We start from the raw sequence: 14,222 nt of genomic DNA on the forward strand, positions 1-14,222 counted from the left end.
GTAGCATGGGTACATCTCCCTCATAAGACCAGGATGATTTGGAAAAACTCCACTATTTTGTGGTTATTTATTCCTCTTTTTGAGCTGTAATCGAATGTCTGTATTTGCTAGGACTGAGCCCTTCCAGGCTTTTGAATACCTTAATAAAATATTTATCGGTCTGATAGCCTACCTGTTCGGCGATCTCCGAGATTGGCAAATGCGTCTGAACGAGCATTTCTTTGGCCCGCTGAATACGTGTACGCGTCAGATATTCACTAAAATTGATTCCGGTCTGATCCTTGAACAGAACGCTAAAATAACTTGAGTTCACGTGCAGCATAGCTGCGATTTCCCGCAGGGTGACATGCTCGCTCAGATGCGATTCCACATAAGCAACTGCTTCGCTGATCTGGGGACTAAGCCTCTGGTCTCCCCGTTCCTTGGCATCCAGAAGCTTGGGATCGACCAGCTTCTGCATGGTTTGAATACGCCGCTGCTCATCACCGAGTTGCAGCGCTTTTTCTACCGTCTGTATCAGCTGTTCCTTCTCAATCGGTTTAAGTAAATAATCCACTACGCCGAGTTTGATGGCCTGCTGTGCATACTGAAAATCGGCATGCCCTGACATAATCAACACGACAGGCTTGCTCGGAAAGTGCTGTACGGCTTCAACAAGGGACAGACCGGAGAATTCAGGCATGCGAACATCTGTAATCAAAAGGTCTGCCGTCCGGCCCTGGAGCCATGCCACCGCCTCGACTCCACTTGCAGCTGTCCGGATCTCATTCCGACCAGTGGACCAACCTTCCAGCGTCTTGCGAATCCCTTCTCGTGTACGTGGCTCATCATCAACGATAAGAATGGTTCTACCCTGAATCATATACACCCTCCGTATCCTTCGGAATCTCAAAGCAAATGACAGTCCCTTTACCGACCTCGCTCGTAATGGAAAGCCTGCACATTTCCCCAAGCTGACTGCCAAAATAGAGCTTCAGCCGGAGATGGACGTTGATCAAGCCCACCCCCGTTCCCTTGTTGGAAACAGCAGGTCCACCGTTCAATGCGCAAACAACAGATTGAAGTCGAGCATCATCCATGCCAGGTCCATTATCTTGTACCTCGATGCGAACCAGCCCCTCCGTCGTGGAAGAATCAACAAGAACACTTACCTTTCCAGGTCCAATTTTGCTCTCTATCCCATGAAGAATGGCATTCTCCACCAATGGCTGTATGAGCAGTTTGGGAATTCTGACCCTACGCATCGCATCGCTTAGCTTAATCTCCCATTGCAGTCTTTCTCCCAGCCTCATTTCCATGATTCGAAGATAACGTTCCGCGTGTTCCAGTTCATCCGCAATCGTAACCCATTCATCCTGATTGGGACTGGAGATAATGTAGCGAAATAATCGGGACATTGCCACAACCATACGCGCCATCTCCTCGTCTCCTTTGTCCTCAAGCGACCAGTAGAACGCCTCCAGCGTGTTAAACAGGAAATGGGGATTGATCTGCGACTGCAGCGCCTTCAATTCCGTTCGTGACTGCATGATTTCCTTTTCGTACACCTCTTGGGTCAATTCGTTCAATCGGTAGACCATCTGATTGTATACTTCATTGAGCCTGTGTATCTCCATCGTTGAGCTCACCATAACATTGGGCTTCATGGCTCCCGGACGTGCACTGCGCATGGCCCTCATTAGTCGGGTGATGGGACGTGTAATCATTGTAGACAGGAGGAAGGACATAATAAGGAACAACACAACCCCAAACAAACCGGAAATAAGCAATGCCGTACGAAGAATGGACACCCCCTCCGTCGTCTCGCTCACAGGCGTAAGGACGGCGATAGTCCATCCCGTCATTTCGGAATGCTGTTTGACAACGATATAAGGCTCATCCCGGGTCTCGACTACTGAGCTGTCACTGCTCAGCAATGCCTCCACATCCAGACTTGTATCCAGATTGGAGGTAACTACACTTCCGGTCGCATCCACTAGCAGAATAGAGTCCTGTACATCGTCCTCCGCATCCAGATCATTCAATTGAAAAAAGCTGCGCTGCATCCGCACCACAATATACCCTCCATGATCGAAGGCCCGGTCCATCAGGTTGATTCGCCGAATCGCCATGATGACTCCCGGATCTTCCGGATCGGGACCCGTCCAGACCAACCGACCTTTCTCCTCATCTGCGTCTGCAATCCAGTGTTGTCCAAGCCTTTTGTCCAAAGAACGGTCATCCATGGGAAATATTCTGCTGTAATTTGTCGTGTAGATCTCCAAGCTCTGCACACCGCTCATAAAGGACTGGTAGCTGCTTACAATCTGCAAGAGCGCTTGACGTTGATTAAACCTGGCCGGTTCTGCGCCTTTCTCATTGCTCAGCAGACGCTGAACGTAAGGATCATCGGCGACTTGGGCTGTCAGCGAATTAACCTGTGTAATTAAGGCATCCAGTCTGCCATTAGCCTGAACAGCAGTCTGATGGATATGCTTCTCTGCATTAGTCTTCAGCAAACTGGATACTCGATCGTAGGCGACAATTCCCGCAATAAACAACACCACCAGCATGACCAATACAAATCCAACAAAAATCTGATTGCGCAACGAGTTCCATCTGCCCAAATTCCCTCGCAAACCCCATTCTCCTCCCCGCATGTAAAAGAAATCGCCACCCGTTTCTCATGTTGGGTGGCGATTGAGTACAAGTATGCCGGAATCCATCATCGCCAATGGTTGAAGCGTTTACATTATTGGCTTGTCGATCTCCTTCACCATTCTTTGTTTAGCGATTAAACTAACGACTAAAAAATAGCACAGATTTCCATCTTAATCAATCATTTAAATACAGGGCTGCATCATAAACCTGAAACTTATAAACAAAAAAAAGGGCCGACTCATTGAGTCCGCCCTTTTCTTCACTATTTGACCGAACCTTGTGTCACGCCGTTGATGATCCACTTCTGTGCAAACAGATAAATGATGATCATCGGCAGCAACGCCAGCAGGTACGAAGCAAATGCCAGGTTAAAGTCGGTATTGAATTGACCCTGGAACACATACTGTACCAGCGGTAATGTGTATTGTGCCGGATCACTGATAATAATGAGCGGTAGCAGGAAGTCATTGTACGTGGACAGACAGGTCAGAATACCAACCGTGGCACTGATCGGAGCCATTAATGGGAAAATGATTTTCCAGAACGTGCCCCAGGTTGTTGCTCCATCCACAAAAGCAGCTTCTTCCAGCGCTACCGGAATGGACCGAATGTAACCTACATACACAAATACGTTAAAAGCGAGACCATACACCGTGTGCAGCAGGATAAGACCAAGCAGATTGGTCATTTCCAGTGAAGCGGTCAGCTTAACAATCGGCAGCATGATAATTGGAAACGGAATGAACATCGCGCTGACGAAGTAGTAGTAGAGCCCTTTGAAAAACTTCCGTTTCTCCATATTTCGAGCAATGGCATATGCGACCATGGAGTTACTGAGCAAGGTCAGGATAACTGTCGATGCAGTAACAATGGCACTGTTACGGAAGGATTGGAAGAAGTTTGTCATGTCTATGGCACTTGCAAAGTTCTCCCAGTGAAGCGTTGTTGGAATGGCAAATACCGATTGGGCCATTTGCTCCGGATTTTTCAATGCAATCGTAACCGTCATATATAAAGGGAACAGAATGAACAAAGTACCCAGAACAATCAACAGCATGACGAGCCAGTTGGTACGTAAACGGCTTCTCATTACAGATCCATCTCCCTTCTTTGCAGGAACCGGATTTGTAGAATCGAAATCACCGCGATAACGATGAAATAAATTACCGAGTTCGCAGATTGATACGCATATTCGCCGCCTTCAAATCCACCCGTGTAGATCAGATGGGAGATGGACTGCGTGGCCCGTCCCGGTCCACCATTAGTCAAGGCGACGATTTGATCGAAGACCATCAGGGAATTTTTCATCGCCAGCACCATATTAATGGTGAAGAACGGGGCAATGAGTGGAAACGTAATGCTCCAGAATTCACGCCATTTGCCGGCACCATCCAGATTCGAAGCTTCATACAATGTCGTGGGGATCGTTTGCAATCCCGCCAAATACAGAATCGTATTCAACGCGACCGATTGCCATACAGCCACAATCACGATCCCGATCCATGCCAGGCTTTCGCTGCCCAGAATGTTGGTGGATAGAGCGTTAATCCCCAGGTTTTGCCCCCAGATCGGGAACACATTGGAGAACAGGTAGTTAAATATGTAACCTACGATCAATACACTCAGAATATTCGGCAGGAAGTAGATGCCACGGAAAAAGTTACGGAACTTGATCTTGGCATTCAGCCCGAGTGCAATGAGCAGACTCAGAATATTCGTCAGGATCGTTACAACGATTGCAAACTTGAAGGTGAACCAGTAGGCGTGGCCTACATTGTTATCCTGAAACAAATTGAAATAGTTTTTGAATCCAACAAAGTCATAGCCTTTTCCGAAACCGTTGTAATTCGTAAATGAATAATAGATCCCCTGGAGGGCCGGCAGCGTCATAAATACGAAGAACAGGATTACCGCCGGAACCGTCATCCAGTAATAAGGCGCGATGCGCTTGTTCATACTCCATCCTCCTTCGGACAAGGTGTTATCGCCGATTCGCTACCTTGTCCCATTCTTTGTCGAGTGTATCCAGATAGTTGTCGATGTTCTTGTTTTGCAAAAAGGACTGTACGATGGAATTCAGCTGCACCGCAGCCGGAATGTAGTGATCGGCGAAGTCGATAACCTTGCCCTGCTCAATATAAGGGGTCAGTTCCTGTACAGCAGGATCGTCTTGTTTTACACCCTCCACCGCAGAGAACAGCGTCTGTTCCTTAATGTACTTGCCTATATTTTCAGGCTCCACCAGAAACGCCAAGAACTGCTCGGCCTGCTCTTTATGCGGTGTATCGGCTGAGATCGTAAACAGGGAATCGATTCCGTTCACCAGCTTGATCTGGCTCGGATCATTGCCTGTCGGGAATGGGAAGAAACCAATGTCCACATTCGGGTTCGCTTTGCGAATTTCGGAGATCGCCCAGGTCCCCTGGATGTACATATATGCTTCGCCATTGGCAAAGGCACGGTTACCATCCGAATATGCTTTACCGAAGTTGTCACTGTGACCGTAATTCATCAGCTCCAACTGCTTCTCCGCGACCTCGCGATATTTCTCCTTGAAGGTCACCTTGTTCTCGCGGCGCTCCAGGTAGAAATCGATACCGACCAAGTTAGGTCCGAGTGCATTAAACGGCAGATTCGTCTGCCAGTCATCCTTGTATGTGAAGTAAAATGGAATTTTACCCGCATCCTTAATTTTTTGGGCTGTAGCAATCAGCTCGTCCCAGGTCTTGGGTACATCCAGACCCATTTCCTTAAACAATGTTTTGTTGTACATGATGCCGTTTGCATTTGTTGCGTAAGGTACACCCGTCACTTCATCCATACCCGTGACATCCTTCAGCATCTGTATGTAGTTGGGATCGATTGTTTTCAATAGTGGGCTGTCTGTCAGATCAGCGAAAATATCACTCTGTGCAAGAATGGAATAGGTATCCGTTGCCCCCATCGCCATAATGTCTGGCACGTCGTTCTTTACCACACGTGTCTTCAGCACCGTCTCTGCGTCTGGCGGATTCACCTGAGTGACTTGAATATCAGCGTGTTCGGCGTTGAATATTTTGATTAACTCGTCAAAGGTTCCTTTGGCTTCGGGCTTGTTCTGAAAAAATTCTATCTGTACTTTGCCGTTGGCGCTTTTCCCGCTTGTACAGGAAGATAGAAGCACAGCCGTTATTCCGCAAAGCAGCATAATCCCGAGTGCCTTGGTAAGCGATGTTCTCATGTTGTACCTCCCTCAGCTTATATACGTAAAGATTTACCCATTAAATTAGTGGATTAACCATATGGTTAATCCTTCCACAGACTCATACTATGAGCGTTGACTATAATGCACTCTATTATTCCTAAAACGATTTCGACCAAATTGAATCAAGCCTCCTGACCCTGCATCCGGTTATCCGCATAACAAAAAAGGACATCGGAATAAGTCCAATGCCCCTTAACTATTTATTGACGATTACTCCCAGCAAAGCTGTTGTTATCTCATGATGAACGCCCGATTTTCGGCAAAGAATTGCGTAAACGCTTGGCCCGATAACTCTGAAATGCGCGAATCAGCATGCCAATCACCAACAGCACAACGCCAACATTTATCGCAACATCCGCCAGATTGAGTATCCCACGTCCTGACGGAAATACGAGAAAATCCGTTACGCGTGCGTATATAAAACGGTCAATCGCATTCCCCAAGGCACCCCCGACCATGTAGCCGGCACCCGCTTGCATCCAGAATCCGCGAATTTCACCTTTTCTCCGATAATACATGATGCCCGCCACAAAAATAACGGCAACTACGCCGAACAGACGTGCATTTCCTTGAAACAGACTGCCGGCCATCCCGCTGTTTTCATAATGCTGGAGCTGCATCCCCGAGTCACCGAGTCTCATTGTATCGCCTACGTCCATATACATTCTCACTGCCATTTTGGTTCCCTGATCCACCAAGGTAACCAGCAGTGCTATAAAATAAAACAGCATATCGCCTCTCCTCCTGCCTGACTGCACCATCATAACCTATGTAAACCTCGAAGGGTTTTGGGTGAAACGTTCCTTTCACTTTAACACACCCAAAGCAATGTCTCCAAATGAGCAAACGTATACAACGGTTAAAAATCAATCTGGCCGTCTAGTCTGCCTACAGCAGGTACTTCATGCTGCACGTCGAATGTAGACTTGAACGACACATGTAAAGGAGCTGCCTGTAATTTGAATTCAACAATAAGAGAGAAATTAAAGGAAATGCAGCAGGAAGAACAAGACCTCGTATTTCAGACATTCGATGCTGAGATGGCACTCAAGCTCGGACTGCATTTGGTAAATGAAGCGAAACTTCGTTCCAAGGCGGTTACACTGGATATCACCGTCAAGGGACATCGTCTTTTTTTGTATGCGATGGAAGGTACTCATCCTGACAATGAGGACTGGATTCGACGCAAGAACAACGTCGTGAATCATTTCTCCTCCAGCTCTTGGCATACGGCGCTGAGACTGAAAAGCGAGGAACAGACGCTTGAGCATGATTTTGATTTACCTTCCTCTGACTATGTTTTGGCTGGCGGCGCTTTTCCACTGATGGTGGAGGGAAAGGGTCAGGTCGGCACCATTACCGTATCGGGGCTGCCAGATGAGGAAGACCATGAACTGGTCACCTCCGGCATTCGCTCTTTTTTGTTGCAGCAAGGCTAGACCAGGCAAGCGGAAAAGACTCCCCTGCTCACTTATGGATACTACGACATGTGAAGTCGTTAATCTTAAAATAACCCCAAAAATCCGTACCTGGCATAGGCACGGATTTTTGGGGTTATATCCACTATTTTTATTGAATCGCGGAAAGCACATCCAGCAGCATGGATTTGAATTTTGGACGGTCAATGGCCTCGCAGACGCGTACGTTCGCTTCTCTGCCGAAACGTCCATTGATATCCACAACGCTATAACCACGCGTTAACTCTCCTGCTGCTTCCACATCCACATAATACTGACCGGATTTGGCCATGAGCGACTCATCTGCGGCAACAGCCATCAGCAACGTATCCGGGTGAGTGGTGCCATTCAGTTTATGTACCGATTTGTTGAACTGCATAACCACCTTGTTGATGGCCGTGAAGAAATCCGCACCCGATGTACCCAGTGCTGCAATTTCAGCGTGATCATCATCATCCATGACAGAGTATTGGGTACACATCTCCCAGCCAACCATGGTGATCGGAATGCCGGCATGCAGTACAATTTTGGCTGCTTCCGGGTCCACATAGAAGTTATACTCTGCGGCTGGCGTAATATTGCCCAGTGCATTATTCGTTCCGCCCATGATGTAGAGGTGAGCAATCTCCGGAATAATGGTTGGGTCCTTCTGAATGGCCATTGCAATGTTGGTCAGGGGTGCAATCGCAAGAAGGGAGATCTCGCCAGGCTGTGCATGTACCTTTTCAATGATAAAATCAACCGCATGCCCGGCCTCTGGACGCTGGTCTGCCTTCGGGAAATGGGCTCCGCCCATGCCATCATCGCCATGTACGTCTTCTACCGTGCGGTGCTGGGCCTTACCATAGGCCATCAATGGGCGTTCGCACCCTTTATATACAGGCACCTTGCCGCCATGTCCAGCAACCTGTACGGTGTACAGGGCGTTTTCAACCTCCTGGTCAAACTGTACGTTTCCACCTGTGATGGTAATGCCCTCCACCTGGAAATGGTGCAGTGCCGTCAGAATCGCAATCGTATCGTCTCCAGCTGTATCTGTATCGATGATGACTTTTCTCATGATGCCGCGCTCCTTCTTCGTTGGATTGAGATTCATTCCAAATAAACACTAGGGTTTATTTTACATCAAAAACGTACCAATGACGATGGAAACGCCGATGATAATCGAACGTAGCAGCTGTGCTACCGCCATATTGCCTCGAGCGATTTCTTCACATACCCGCATTTTTGGCGTCAGGAAGTCAAATATAATATAGACCAGGCACAAAATAATGATTCCCAGAGCTGACCACAGCAGCATATCCAGCCACGAATGCGTGGAGAAGGACACCATGCCCACAATGATACACAGTCCCAACAATTTACTGCCCATGTACATGCCCGCTGCCTCGTTGCCTTTCGCAATTTCCTCACTATCGTTATACCGGGTCAACTGGCTAAATGCAAAATACCCACACACCAATACAACGAGCAGAATGCCGATTCCTACCGCTACATTCAGCAGATTCAATCCCAAATTATCCATTATTTCTCCTCCTCATCTTCCATCCGTTCATTCACCACAGCCGCACAATAATAGGCCATATCTCCGGTGACCTTCTCCCCGATCCGGGGCAGCACTCCGGCAAAGCGTCCACCAATGACAAACACCCCTGTAAGCAAATAACCGCTGTACTCGCCATCCTCTGTCTGAATCATAGCTTGCTCCATCGGAACCAGCTGCTGATAAATTTTAGGCTGGTTATTATAATAGGCTGCAATTTCTTCATCTTCCTGCATTTCAGCTGCTGTAATGGAGCTCGTGCGGGCATCCAGCTGAGGAGAGGTATCCGTTTGGCCCGCACGATGAACCGATCCCTCACCCAGCAGCGAGGTGCCCCGACCTTCGCGGCCCCAATAACTTTTGGCGACATAAGGCATGGCGCTCCATTCGAAAGGCCCGGCTTCGAAATAAGTAGGCAGCAGATACCGTGAGATTGCAGCCAACTCCGCATCATTAAACAGTCGAAACCCGCAATATTCCGGGGTTTGTTCATTGCGTTCATAGAGCGACCAGATCGCAGCCATGAAGCCCTTGCTCTGCATCAGCACATGCTGTGCAGGATTCATCAGGCCCAAGCGCCCATCCTGAACCAGTTCAAGCAGCGCTGCGCCGATGTCCACCCCCGTCGTTTCGTCACGATCATCGATTAGATATTCCAGGGGGTAGAGACGGTATAACAGATTAATCTCGCGTCCTTGATGATAGAGTGCCTCGCCCGAAATAATCTCCAGCTCCTCCAGTGGGGCGTAGAACGTTTCATATCCCGCCTCCTGACACCGTTTCATCAGGTATTCCGTATTGGTCCGATCCTCGACATGTTCACCAAATGACGTAAATGTCACCGGTCCCTTTAATCCCTGTTGAGCATAGGCGTCCAACCAGCTGTGAAAGCATTCCCGGAGACACTCATCCATCTCGGCGGATGGCGCAGTGAATGCTGCCTCCTCCGCCATGCCCACAAGTATGCCTTCGAGCGCAGCTGCTTCCGGGATTCCCGTTGGGGTATCCGTATTATTTTCTATACATTTAATCCCGGCTTCCCCAATAATCCAGTCCTGCCGGGTGATTCCGCCTGTCACCATCTCCATACGCGCCGCTGGTATAAGGCCTGGATGAATGCCCAACTGCTGCTCCAGAAAAGAATCTGGCATATATCGCTGGATAAAACGCATCACCTTGCCATAGATCGCGTCTACTGCCTCAACTGCGGTACGCAATTCCTGCATCTCCGCAGGAGTATAGACCGTCAACGCAGGCACACCATATTGCTTGCCATACATCCGGTGATAGGGAACCTGTTGCCCTGCTTCGCCCCTAAAAACTTCTTCATGACTGAACGGCAGCTGGTATATATGCCTCATCCGATTCTAACCTCCCGAACTGCGGAAGAAGCTGCCAAAGCCGCTCGACTTCGAACTGGATTTGCTGTAGGAACTGTTACTGTCCTTGTTGCTTCGGTAGGACGATCCGCCACCATAGTAATAGTGTCCACTACTGGAATCATACTCGCATCCGGTATCATAGTCCGGGTCACATTCATCGCTATTGCTGCTGCAACCGGATAACACAGCTGGAACCGCCAGCATTAGCGAGAAGGCAACCAGCTTGGCGCGTGATCCGGGTTTGGGATTTTCAGGTTTTTCTGCCATTACAGATCTACCTCCTTCATAAAGAACAACACTTTCTTGCGATCCGCATCCAGCACGGAATATACAAATTCATAGGTCGTACCGCCCCAGACCATGTAATGGTCCAGCAGCTGCTCGGCAAGTTCCATCGTGTACGAAGAGGATTCTGCCAAGTCCAATTCCTGAAATGTACTCCTATTCCACAGCATATATTCTGCGCTGTACATGGAGGACATTTTGCACATCGCCAGTGCAGCGTCCGCAATCGCTGTACCGTATTCCGCTGGCATTTGGCTGTCATACTCGGTTACGTAGACTGCATGCTCCCGACGATCCTCGCATTCATTGGACAGATGCGCCCAGAGCTTGTTTTTCATCAGGGTAGCATCGACCAGCTTGCGCACGAACAACTCATCACGAGTAACCGATACCTGCTCCAGTACCCCCATCTCCACCTGCCGGTCATCCGACCAGTTCCGATAAGTCAATGAATAATAAATAATGATAACCTGCCTTTCTGTGAGCTCTAAGAGGAGCCGTTTCCATACACACAAACGTATTTAACGCATGAGAAGGAAAAAAGTTACACTATTTCCGAAGACATATAAAAAAGTATATTTCATAAATTCCACAGAGCGCCTAGTAAAGAACAGGGTGGCGACACATCTTTTCCATTAGAATAATGGCGATATCATCACCTGATAATGCCAACTTTGACAATTCAAGAAGGGACGGTCTCTTGAAAAGACTTTCCATTTTCCGCAAGGTGCTAACGAACCTGACCAACCTTAAACAGCGGATTCCCAATGGATGCACATTTTAACGAACTTCAGTGACGCTATTTCGGTGCAAAAACGGCTTCAGCGCCCCAAAAGCGATGTATCGATGAAATAACGTCTCTGGGATTCGTTACATCTCAGAACGGTGCACATGCAAGCAAATAATGTGTGCCAGGTTCGTTAGCCCAAAATAACGCAAACAAGGGGCTTCCACCGTTATTCTCACAACGTATGGGACAGCCCCTTCTTCCTATTTTTCAGATCTGCTTTAGATCAGCTCCATGATCTGACCTGTCTCACAACGCTACCCACTGGGCCAATACTTCATTGTATTCACCAGAAAGCCGCTCACGTTCATTCCACAGTTGTTCCAGCTCCGCTGGATTATCCTGCACGGATTCAAGCTGGCGATCCATCTCCTGAATTCGCCCTTCAAGGCGAGCCAATCTCTCCTCCAATTGTTCAGCGGACAGCTTTGGGGATGGAGACGTTGTACCGGACTTCTCCTGTTTTGGTTTTGCACTCCCCCGTGATGGAGTCACTACAGCCGCTGTATGCTGACTTGCCACCGCTGCACGGGCTTGCAGATCAAGCTTCTTCTCGCGGTAAGCTTCATAGTCTCCCAGATAAGCGGTCATCTGCCCGTCCTCCAGTTCCCACACACGGGAAGCGAGTCGATTGACGAAGTAGCGGTCATGCGAGATGGCAAGCACCGTTCCTTCAAAATCAACCAGCGACTCTTCGAGTGCTTCCCTTGAAGCGATATCCAGATGGTTGGTCGGTTCATCGAGCAGCAGTACATTCGGCTTCCGCTGAACCAACAGTGCCAGTCTTAGCCGCGTCCATTCCCCACCGGATAATTGTCCGACCGAGCGAAATACATCGGCTCCATAGAACAGATATCGGGCCAAAATGCCGCGCGCCTCTCCTTCCTCCACACCCGCTTCCAGCCGGAAGTATTCCAGCACGTTCAGCTTCGGATTAGAAGGCTCCTCCTGCTGGGCCAGATAGCCAACGTCCACCCGTGCACCCCACTCCAGGTTACCTGCACTCGGCTGCTCCTCGCCCAGCAGCAGCTTGAACAACGTTGTTTTGCCTGAACCATTACGTCCAATAAGGGCAATTTTGTCGCCATATTCAAGCAATCCCGAGACACCTCGCAGAATGGGGCGTTCCCCATAAGCCTTTTCGACCTGTTCCATAACGGCCACCCGTTTTCCCGTACGGTCTGTAGGACGTACATCAAAGTCAGCGCTGCGCCGCTCCAGCACAGGCCGCTTCACCTGCTCCATCCGCTCTAATGCCTTACGCATCGAAGCTGCACGCCGGAAGAACTTTTCATTGCCTCCGACTCTGCCCCATTCTTCCAGTTGGCGGATCGTTTCTTTCATTTTCTTGATCACCTTCTGCTGCTCCTTGAACTCCTCGAATTGCTGCAGCAGTCGTTGTTCCTTCACTTTCATATATTCCGAATAACCGCCAGCAGACGTTTGTGCTTCTCCATCCTCCAGCTCTAACGTCCGGGATGCTACACGGTCCAAAAAGTAGCGATCATGTGAGATCAGGATCATCGTACCTGTGTACTCGCGCAGAAATCCTTCCAGCCATTCCACACGCTCCAGATCAAGATGGTTGGTCGGCTCATCCAGCAATAACAGATCAGGCCTTACGATCAGCTGTGAAGCCAGCACTACCCGGGTCTGCTCACCGCCCGACAGGGAACCAAAGCGCCATCCGTAATGCTCCTTGGCAATATCCAGACCGTCCGCCACCTGATCAATCCGGGCATCCATCTCATATCCACCCTCACGCTCAAATTGGTCTTGTAACGTCGCGTACCGCTTCAGCAGGCGTTCCAATTGGTTCGGATCGGCTGCACAGTCCGGATTGGACATCTGCTGTTCCATTTCCTTCATCTGATTCCGACAGTCCATAAGCTCCCTGAATCCAAGGCTAAGCACATCCAGTACCGTGTAGTCATCCATTCCCTCCGGCACCTGAGCTACATAACCAATACGTGTATCCTTCTTGATCATCAGTTGTCCTTCATCCGGCTGGTTCAGCCGTGCCATCAGACGCATCAATGTCGTTTTACCGCTTCCGTTGCGGCCGATCAGGGCGACCTTGTCACCTTCCATAATTTCAAATGTAATACCGTCCAGCACCAGTTGTGCTCCGTGGTATTGAGTCAGTTGTTGTGCGCTAATGATCATCATAATAAGGTTCCTCCTATGGGTTGGAAGATCCTGACCACAACACAAAAAGAGCCGCAGGAGGTTAGCTCCGCGGCCCTTCAGAATTCAAGCAAAATCGCTTATCGTCCGAATGAGGTCAAGGCAGGCATCTTCTCGCAAATGTTAACTTCCGTATAATCGAAATTGGACAGACTTCTCCAGTTGATTGGAAAAGTATGAACAATGCCAGCCATAGCAATCGGCAGCTGGCTAATACGGTTGTTAAGCATCTCGTGATTCACCTGTCTTCACCTCCCTTGTCATAATTAATGTCAATATATCACAGACGAATGCATTCCTGCAACCGTCCGATTGCCCAATTCTCTTAGTAGAGTAAACCCCATTCGTTCTATTCGTTCCTTCTGCGTCGCCGGATGACCACATCCACAACAATGGTCGTAATCAGCGTGAGCAAGCCGGAAGTTGCAATCGATACCCCCAGCAGAGCATAGCCGATTCCGTTCCAGCCGCCAATATCGACGCTGATCATGATAACGATGGCTCCACCCAGCAAGGCCACACAAGGCAAAATATATTGAGCCCTTGTCCTCTGCCGACCTTGCAATCGATAGATGAGCCATTCAATAAGCAGCAATGCGAGCCAAATAAGGAGTATCAATATAATAAGACCTTTCACTTATACGCCCCCTTCTCCTCCATACATTCCTCCGAATGACCACTGACACTCAGCATTCTG

The 14,222-nt window shown here is 48.9% G+C and carries 15 protein-coding genes; 1 reads left to right on the forward strand and 14 read right to left on the reverse strand.

Annotated features, from left to right (window positions below; translation table 11 throughout):
- Positions 1–67 precede the first annotated feature (67 nt).
- From PPA03S_RS11245 to lspA, 6 genes are all read right to left on the reverse strand, one after another.
- Positions 68–862 carry a response regulator transcription factor gene (locus PPA03S_RS11245; protein WP_062322820.1) on the reverse strand — a complete coding sequence of 265 codons (795 nt, stop codon included), beginning with the start codon at positions 860–862 and terminating at the stop codon, positions 68–70.
- Positions 849–2,618: a cache domain-containing sensor histidine kinase gene (locus PPA03S_RS11250; RefSeq protein WP_082704102.1), complete on the reverse strand. Its 1,770-nt coding sequence runs from the start codon at positions 2,616–2,618 to the stop codon at positions 849–851. Before PPA03S_RS11250 ends, PPA03S_RS11245 begins: the two co-directional genes overlap by 14 nt.
- A gap of 284 nt (positions 2,619–2,902) precedes the next feature.
- Positions 2,903–3,730 (reverse strand): carbohydrate ABC transporter permease, encoded by an 828-nt coding sequence (locus PPA03S_RS11255; RefSeq protein ID WP_062322824.1) that lies wholly within the window; start codon positions 3,728–3,730, stop codon positions 2,903–2,905.
- Positions 3,730–4,596 (reverse strand): carbohydrate ABC transporter permease, encoded by an 867-nt coding sequence (locus tag PPA03S_RS11260; protein WP_062322826.1) that lies wholly within the window; start codon positions 4,594–4,596, stop codon positions 3,730–3,732. The genes PPA03S_RS11255 and PPA03S_RS11260 overlap by 1 nt, the downstream gene beginning before the upstream one ends.
- Positions 4,597–4,621: 25 nt before the next feature.
- Positions 4,622–5,860 carry an ABC transporter substrate-binding protein gene (locus tag PPA03S_RS11265; protein WP_062322828.1) on the reverse strand — a complete coding sequence of 413 codons (1,239 nt, stop codon included), beginning with the start codon at positions 5,858–5,860 and terminating at the stop codon, positions 4,622–4,624.
- A gap of 260 nt (positions 5,861–6,120) precedes the next feature.
- Positions 6,121–6,615, reverse strand: coding sequence for a signal peptidase II (gene lspA, locus PPA03S_RS11270; protein WP_062322830.1), 495 nt, complete (start codon positions 6,613–6,615; stop codon positions 6,121–6,123).
- A gap of 228 nt (positions 6,616–6,843) precedes the next feature.
- On the opposite strand from lspA, the gene PPA03S_RS11275 reads away from it, so the two are divergent.
- The gene (locus tag PPA03S_RS11275) at positions 6,844–7,323 is read left to right on the forward strand and encodes a heme-degrading domain-containing protein (RefSeq protein WP_082704103.1); all 480 of its coding nucleotides are present in this window, start codon (positions 6,844–6,846) and stop codon (positions 7,321–7,323) included.
- A 130-nt stretch (positions 7,324–7,453) separates the two neighbouring features.
- Here the strand turns inward: PPA03S_RS11275 and PPA03S_RS11280 are convergent, their stop codons facing one another.
- From PPA03S_RS11280 to PPA03S_RS11310, 8 genes are all read right to left on the reverse strand, one after another.
- Positions 7,454–8,401 (reverse strand): nucleoside hydrolase, encoded by a 948-nt coding sequence (locus PPA03S_RS11280; protein WP_062322832.1) that lies wholly within the window; start codon positions 8,399–8,401, stop codon positions 7,454–7,456.
- 60 nt (positions 8,402–8,461) lie between these two features.
- Positions 8,462–8,866 carry a DUF350 domain-containing protein gene (locus PPA03S_RS11285; RefSeq protein WP_062322834.1) on the reverse strand — a complete coding sequence of 135 codons (405 nt, stop codon included), beginning with the start codon at positions 8,864–8,866 and terminating at the stop codon, positions 8,462–8,464.
- Positions 8,866–10,245 (reverse strand): glutathionylspermidine synthase family protein, encoded by a 1,380-nt coding sequence (locus PPA03S_RS11290; RefSeq protein ID WP_062322836.1) that lies wholly within the window; start codon positions 10,243–10,245, stop codon positions 8,866–8,868. The genes PPA03S_RS11285 and PPA03S_RS11290 overlap by 1 nt, the downstream gene beginning before the upstream one ends.
- Positions 10,246–10,251: 6 nt before the next feature.
- Positions 10,252–10,533 (reverse strand): hypothetical protein, encoded by a 282-nt coding sequence (locus PPA03S_RS11295; protein WP_062322838.1) that lies wholly within the window; start codon positions 10,531–10,533, stop codon positions 10,252–10,254.
- Complete coding sequence (locus PPA03S_RS33565) at positions 10,533–11,000, reverse strand: hypothetical protein (RefSeq protein WP_082704122.1); 468 nt, start codon at positions 10,998–11,000, stop codon at positions 10,533–10,535. Before PPA03S_RS33565 ends, PPA03S_RS11295 begins: the two co-directional genes overlap by 1 nt.
- A gap of 587 nt (positions 11,001–11,587) precedes the next feature.
- A complete protein-coding gene (gene abc-f, locus PPA03S_RS11305; RefSeq protein ID WP_062322840.1) occupies positions 11,588–13,507 on the reverse strand; it encodes a ribosomal protection-like ABC-F family protein in 1,920 nt (639 codons plus the stop codon).
- Between the two features lie 98 nt (positions 13,508–13,605).
- Complete coding sequence (locus PPA03S_RS33270; RefSeq protein ID WP_167666015.1) at positions 13,606–13,767, reverse strand: hypothetical protein; 162 nt, start codon at positions 13,765–13,767, stop codon at positions 13,606–13,608.
- A gap of 107 nt (positions 13,768–13,874) precedes the next feature.
- Positions 13,875–14,162, reverse strand: a complete 288-nt coding sequence (locus PPA03S_RS11310; protein WP_062322842.1) for a YesK family protein — start codon at positions 14,160–14,162, stop codon at positions 13,875–13,877.
- Between the last annotated feature and the right edge of the window lie 60 nt (positions 14,163–14,222).

It is taken from the genome of Paenibacillus pabuli NBRC 13638 (assembly GCF_001514495.1).
Taxonomy (GTDB): domain Bacteria; phylum Bacillota; class Bacilli; order Paenibacillales; family Paenibacillaceae; genus Paenibacillus; species Paenibacillus pabuli.

Excerpts from the sequence above, each read along its gene's own strand:
- PPA03S_RS11245 (WP_062322820.1), bottom strand. The coding sequence starts at position 862 with ATGATTCAGGGTAGAACCATTCTTATCGTTGATGATGAGCCACGTACA.
- PPA03S_RS11255 (WP_062322824.1), bottom strand. The coding sequence starts at position 3,730 with ATGAGAAGCCGTTTACGTACCAACTGGCTCGTCATGCTGTTGATTGTT.
- PPA03S_RS11260 (WP_062322826.1), bottom strand. The coding sequence starts at position 4,596 with ATGAACAAGCGCATCGCGCCTTATTACTGGATGACGGTTCCGGCGGTA.
- PPA03S_RS11265 (WP_062322828.1), bottom strand. The coding sequence starts at position 5,860 with ATGAGAACATCGCTTACCAAGGCACTCGGGATTATGCTGCTTTGCGGA.
- lspA (WP_062322830.1), bottom strand. The coding sequence starts at position 6,615 with ATGCTGTTTTATTTTATAGCACTGCTGGTTACCTTGGTGGATCAGGGA.
- PPA03S_RS11280 (WP_062322832.1), bottom strand. The coding sequence starts at position 8,401 with ATGAGAAAAGTCATCATCGATACAGATACAGCTGGAGACGATACGATT.
- PPA03S_RS11285 (WP_062322834.1), bottom strand. The coding sequence starts at position 8,866 with ATGGATAATTTGGGATTGAATCTGCTGAATGTAGCGGTAGGAATCGGC.
- PPA03S_RS11290 (WP_062322836.1), bottom strand. The coding sequence starts at position 10,245 with ATGAGGCATATATACCAGCTGCCGTTCAGTCATGAAGAAGTTTTTAGG.
- PPA03S_RS11295 (WP_062322838.1), bottom strand. The coding sequence starts at position 10,533 with ATGGCAGAAAAACCTGAAAATCCCAAACCCGGATCACGCGCCAAGCTG.
- abc-f (WP_062322840.1), bottom strand. The coding sequence starts at position 13,507 with ATGATGATCATTAGCGCACAACAACTGACTCAATACCACGGAGCACAA.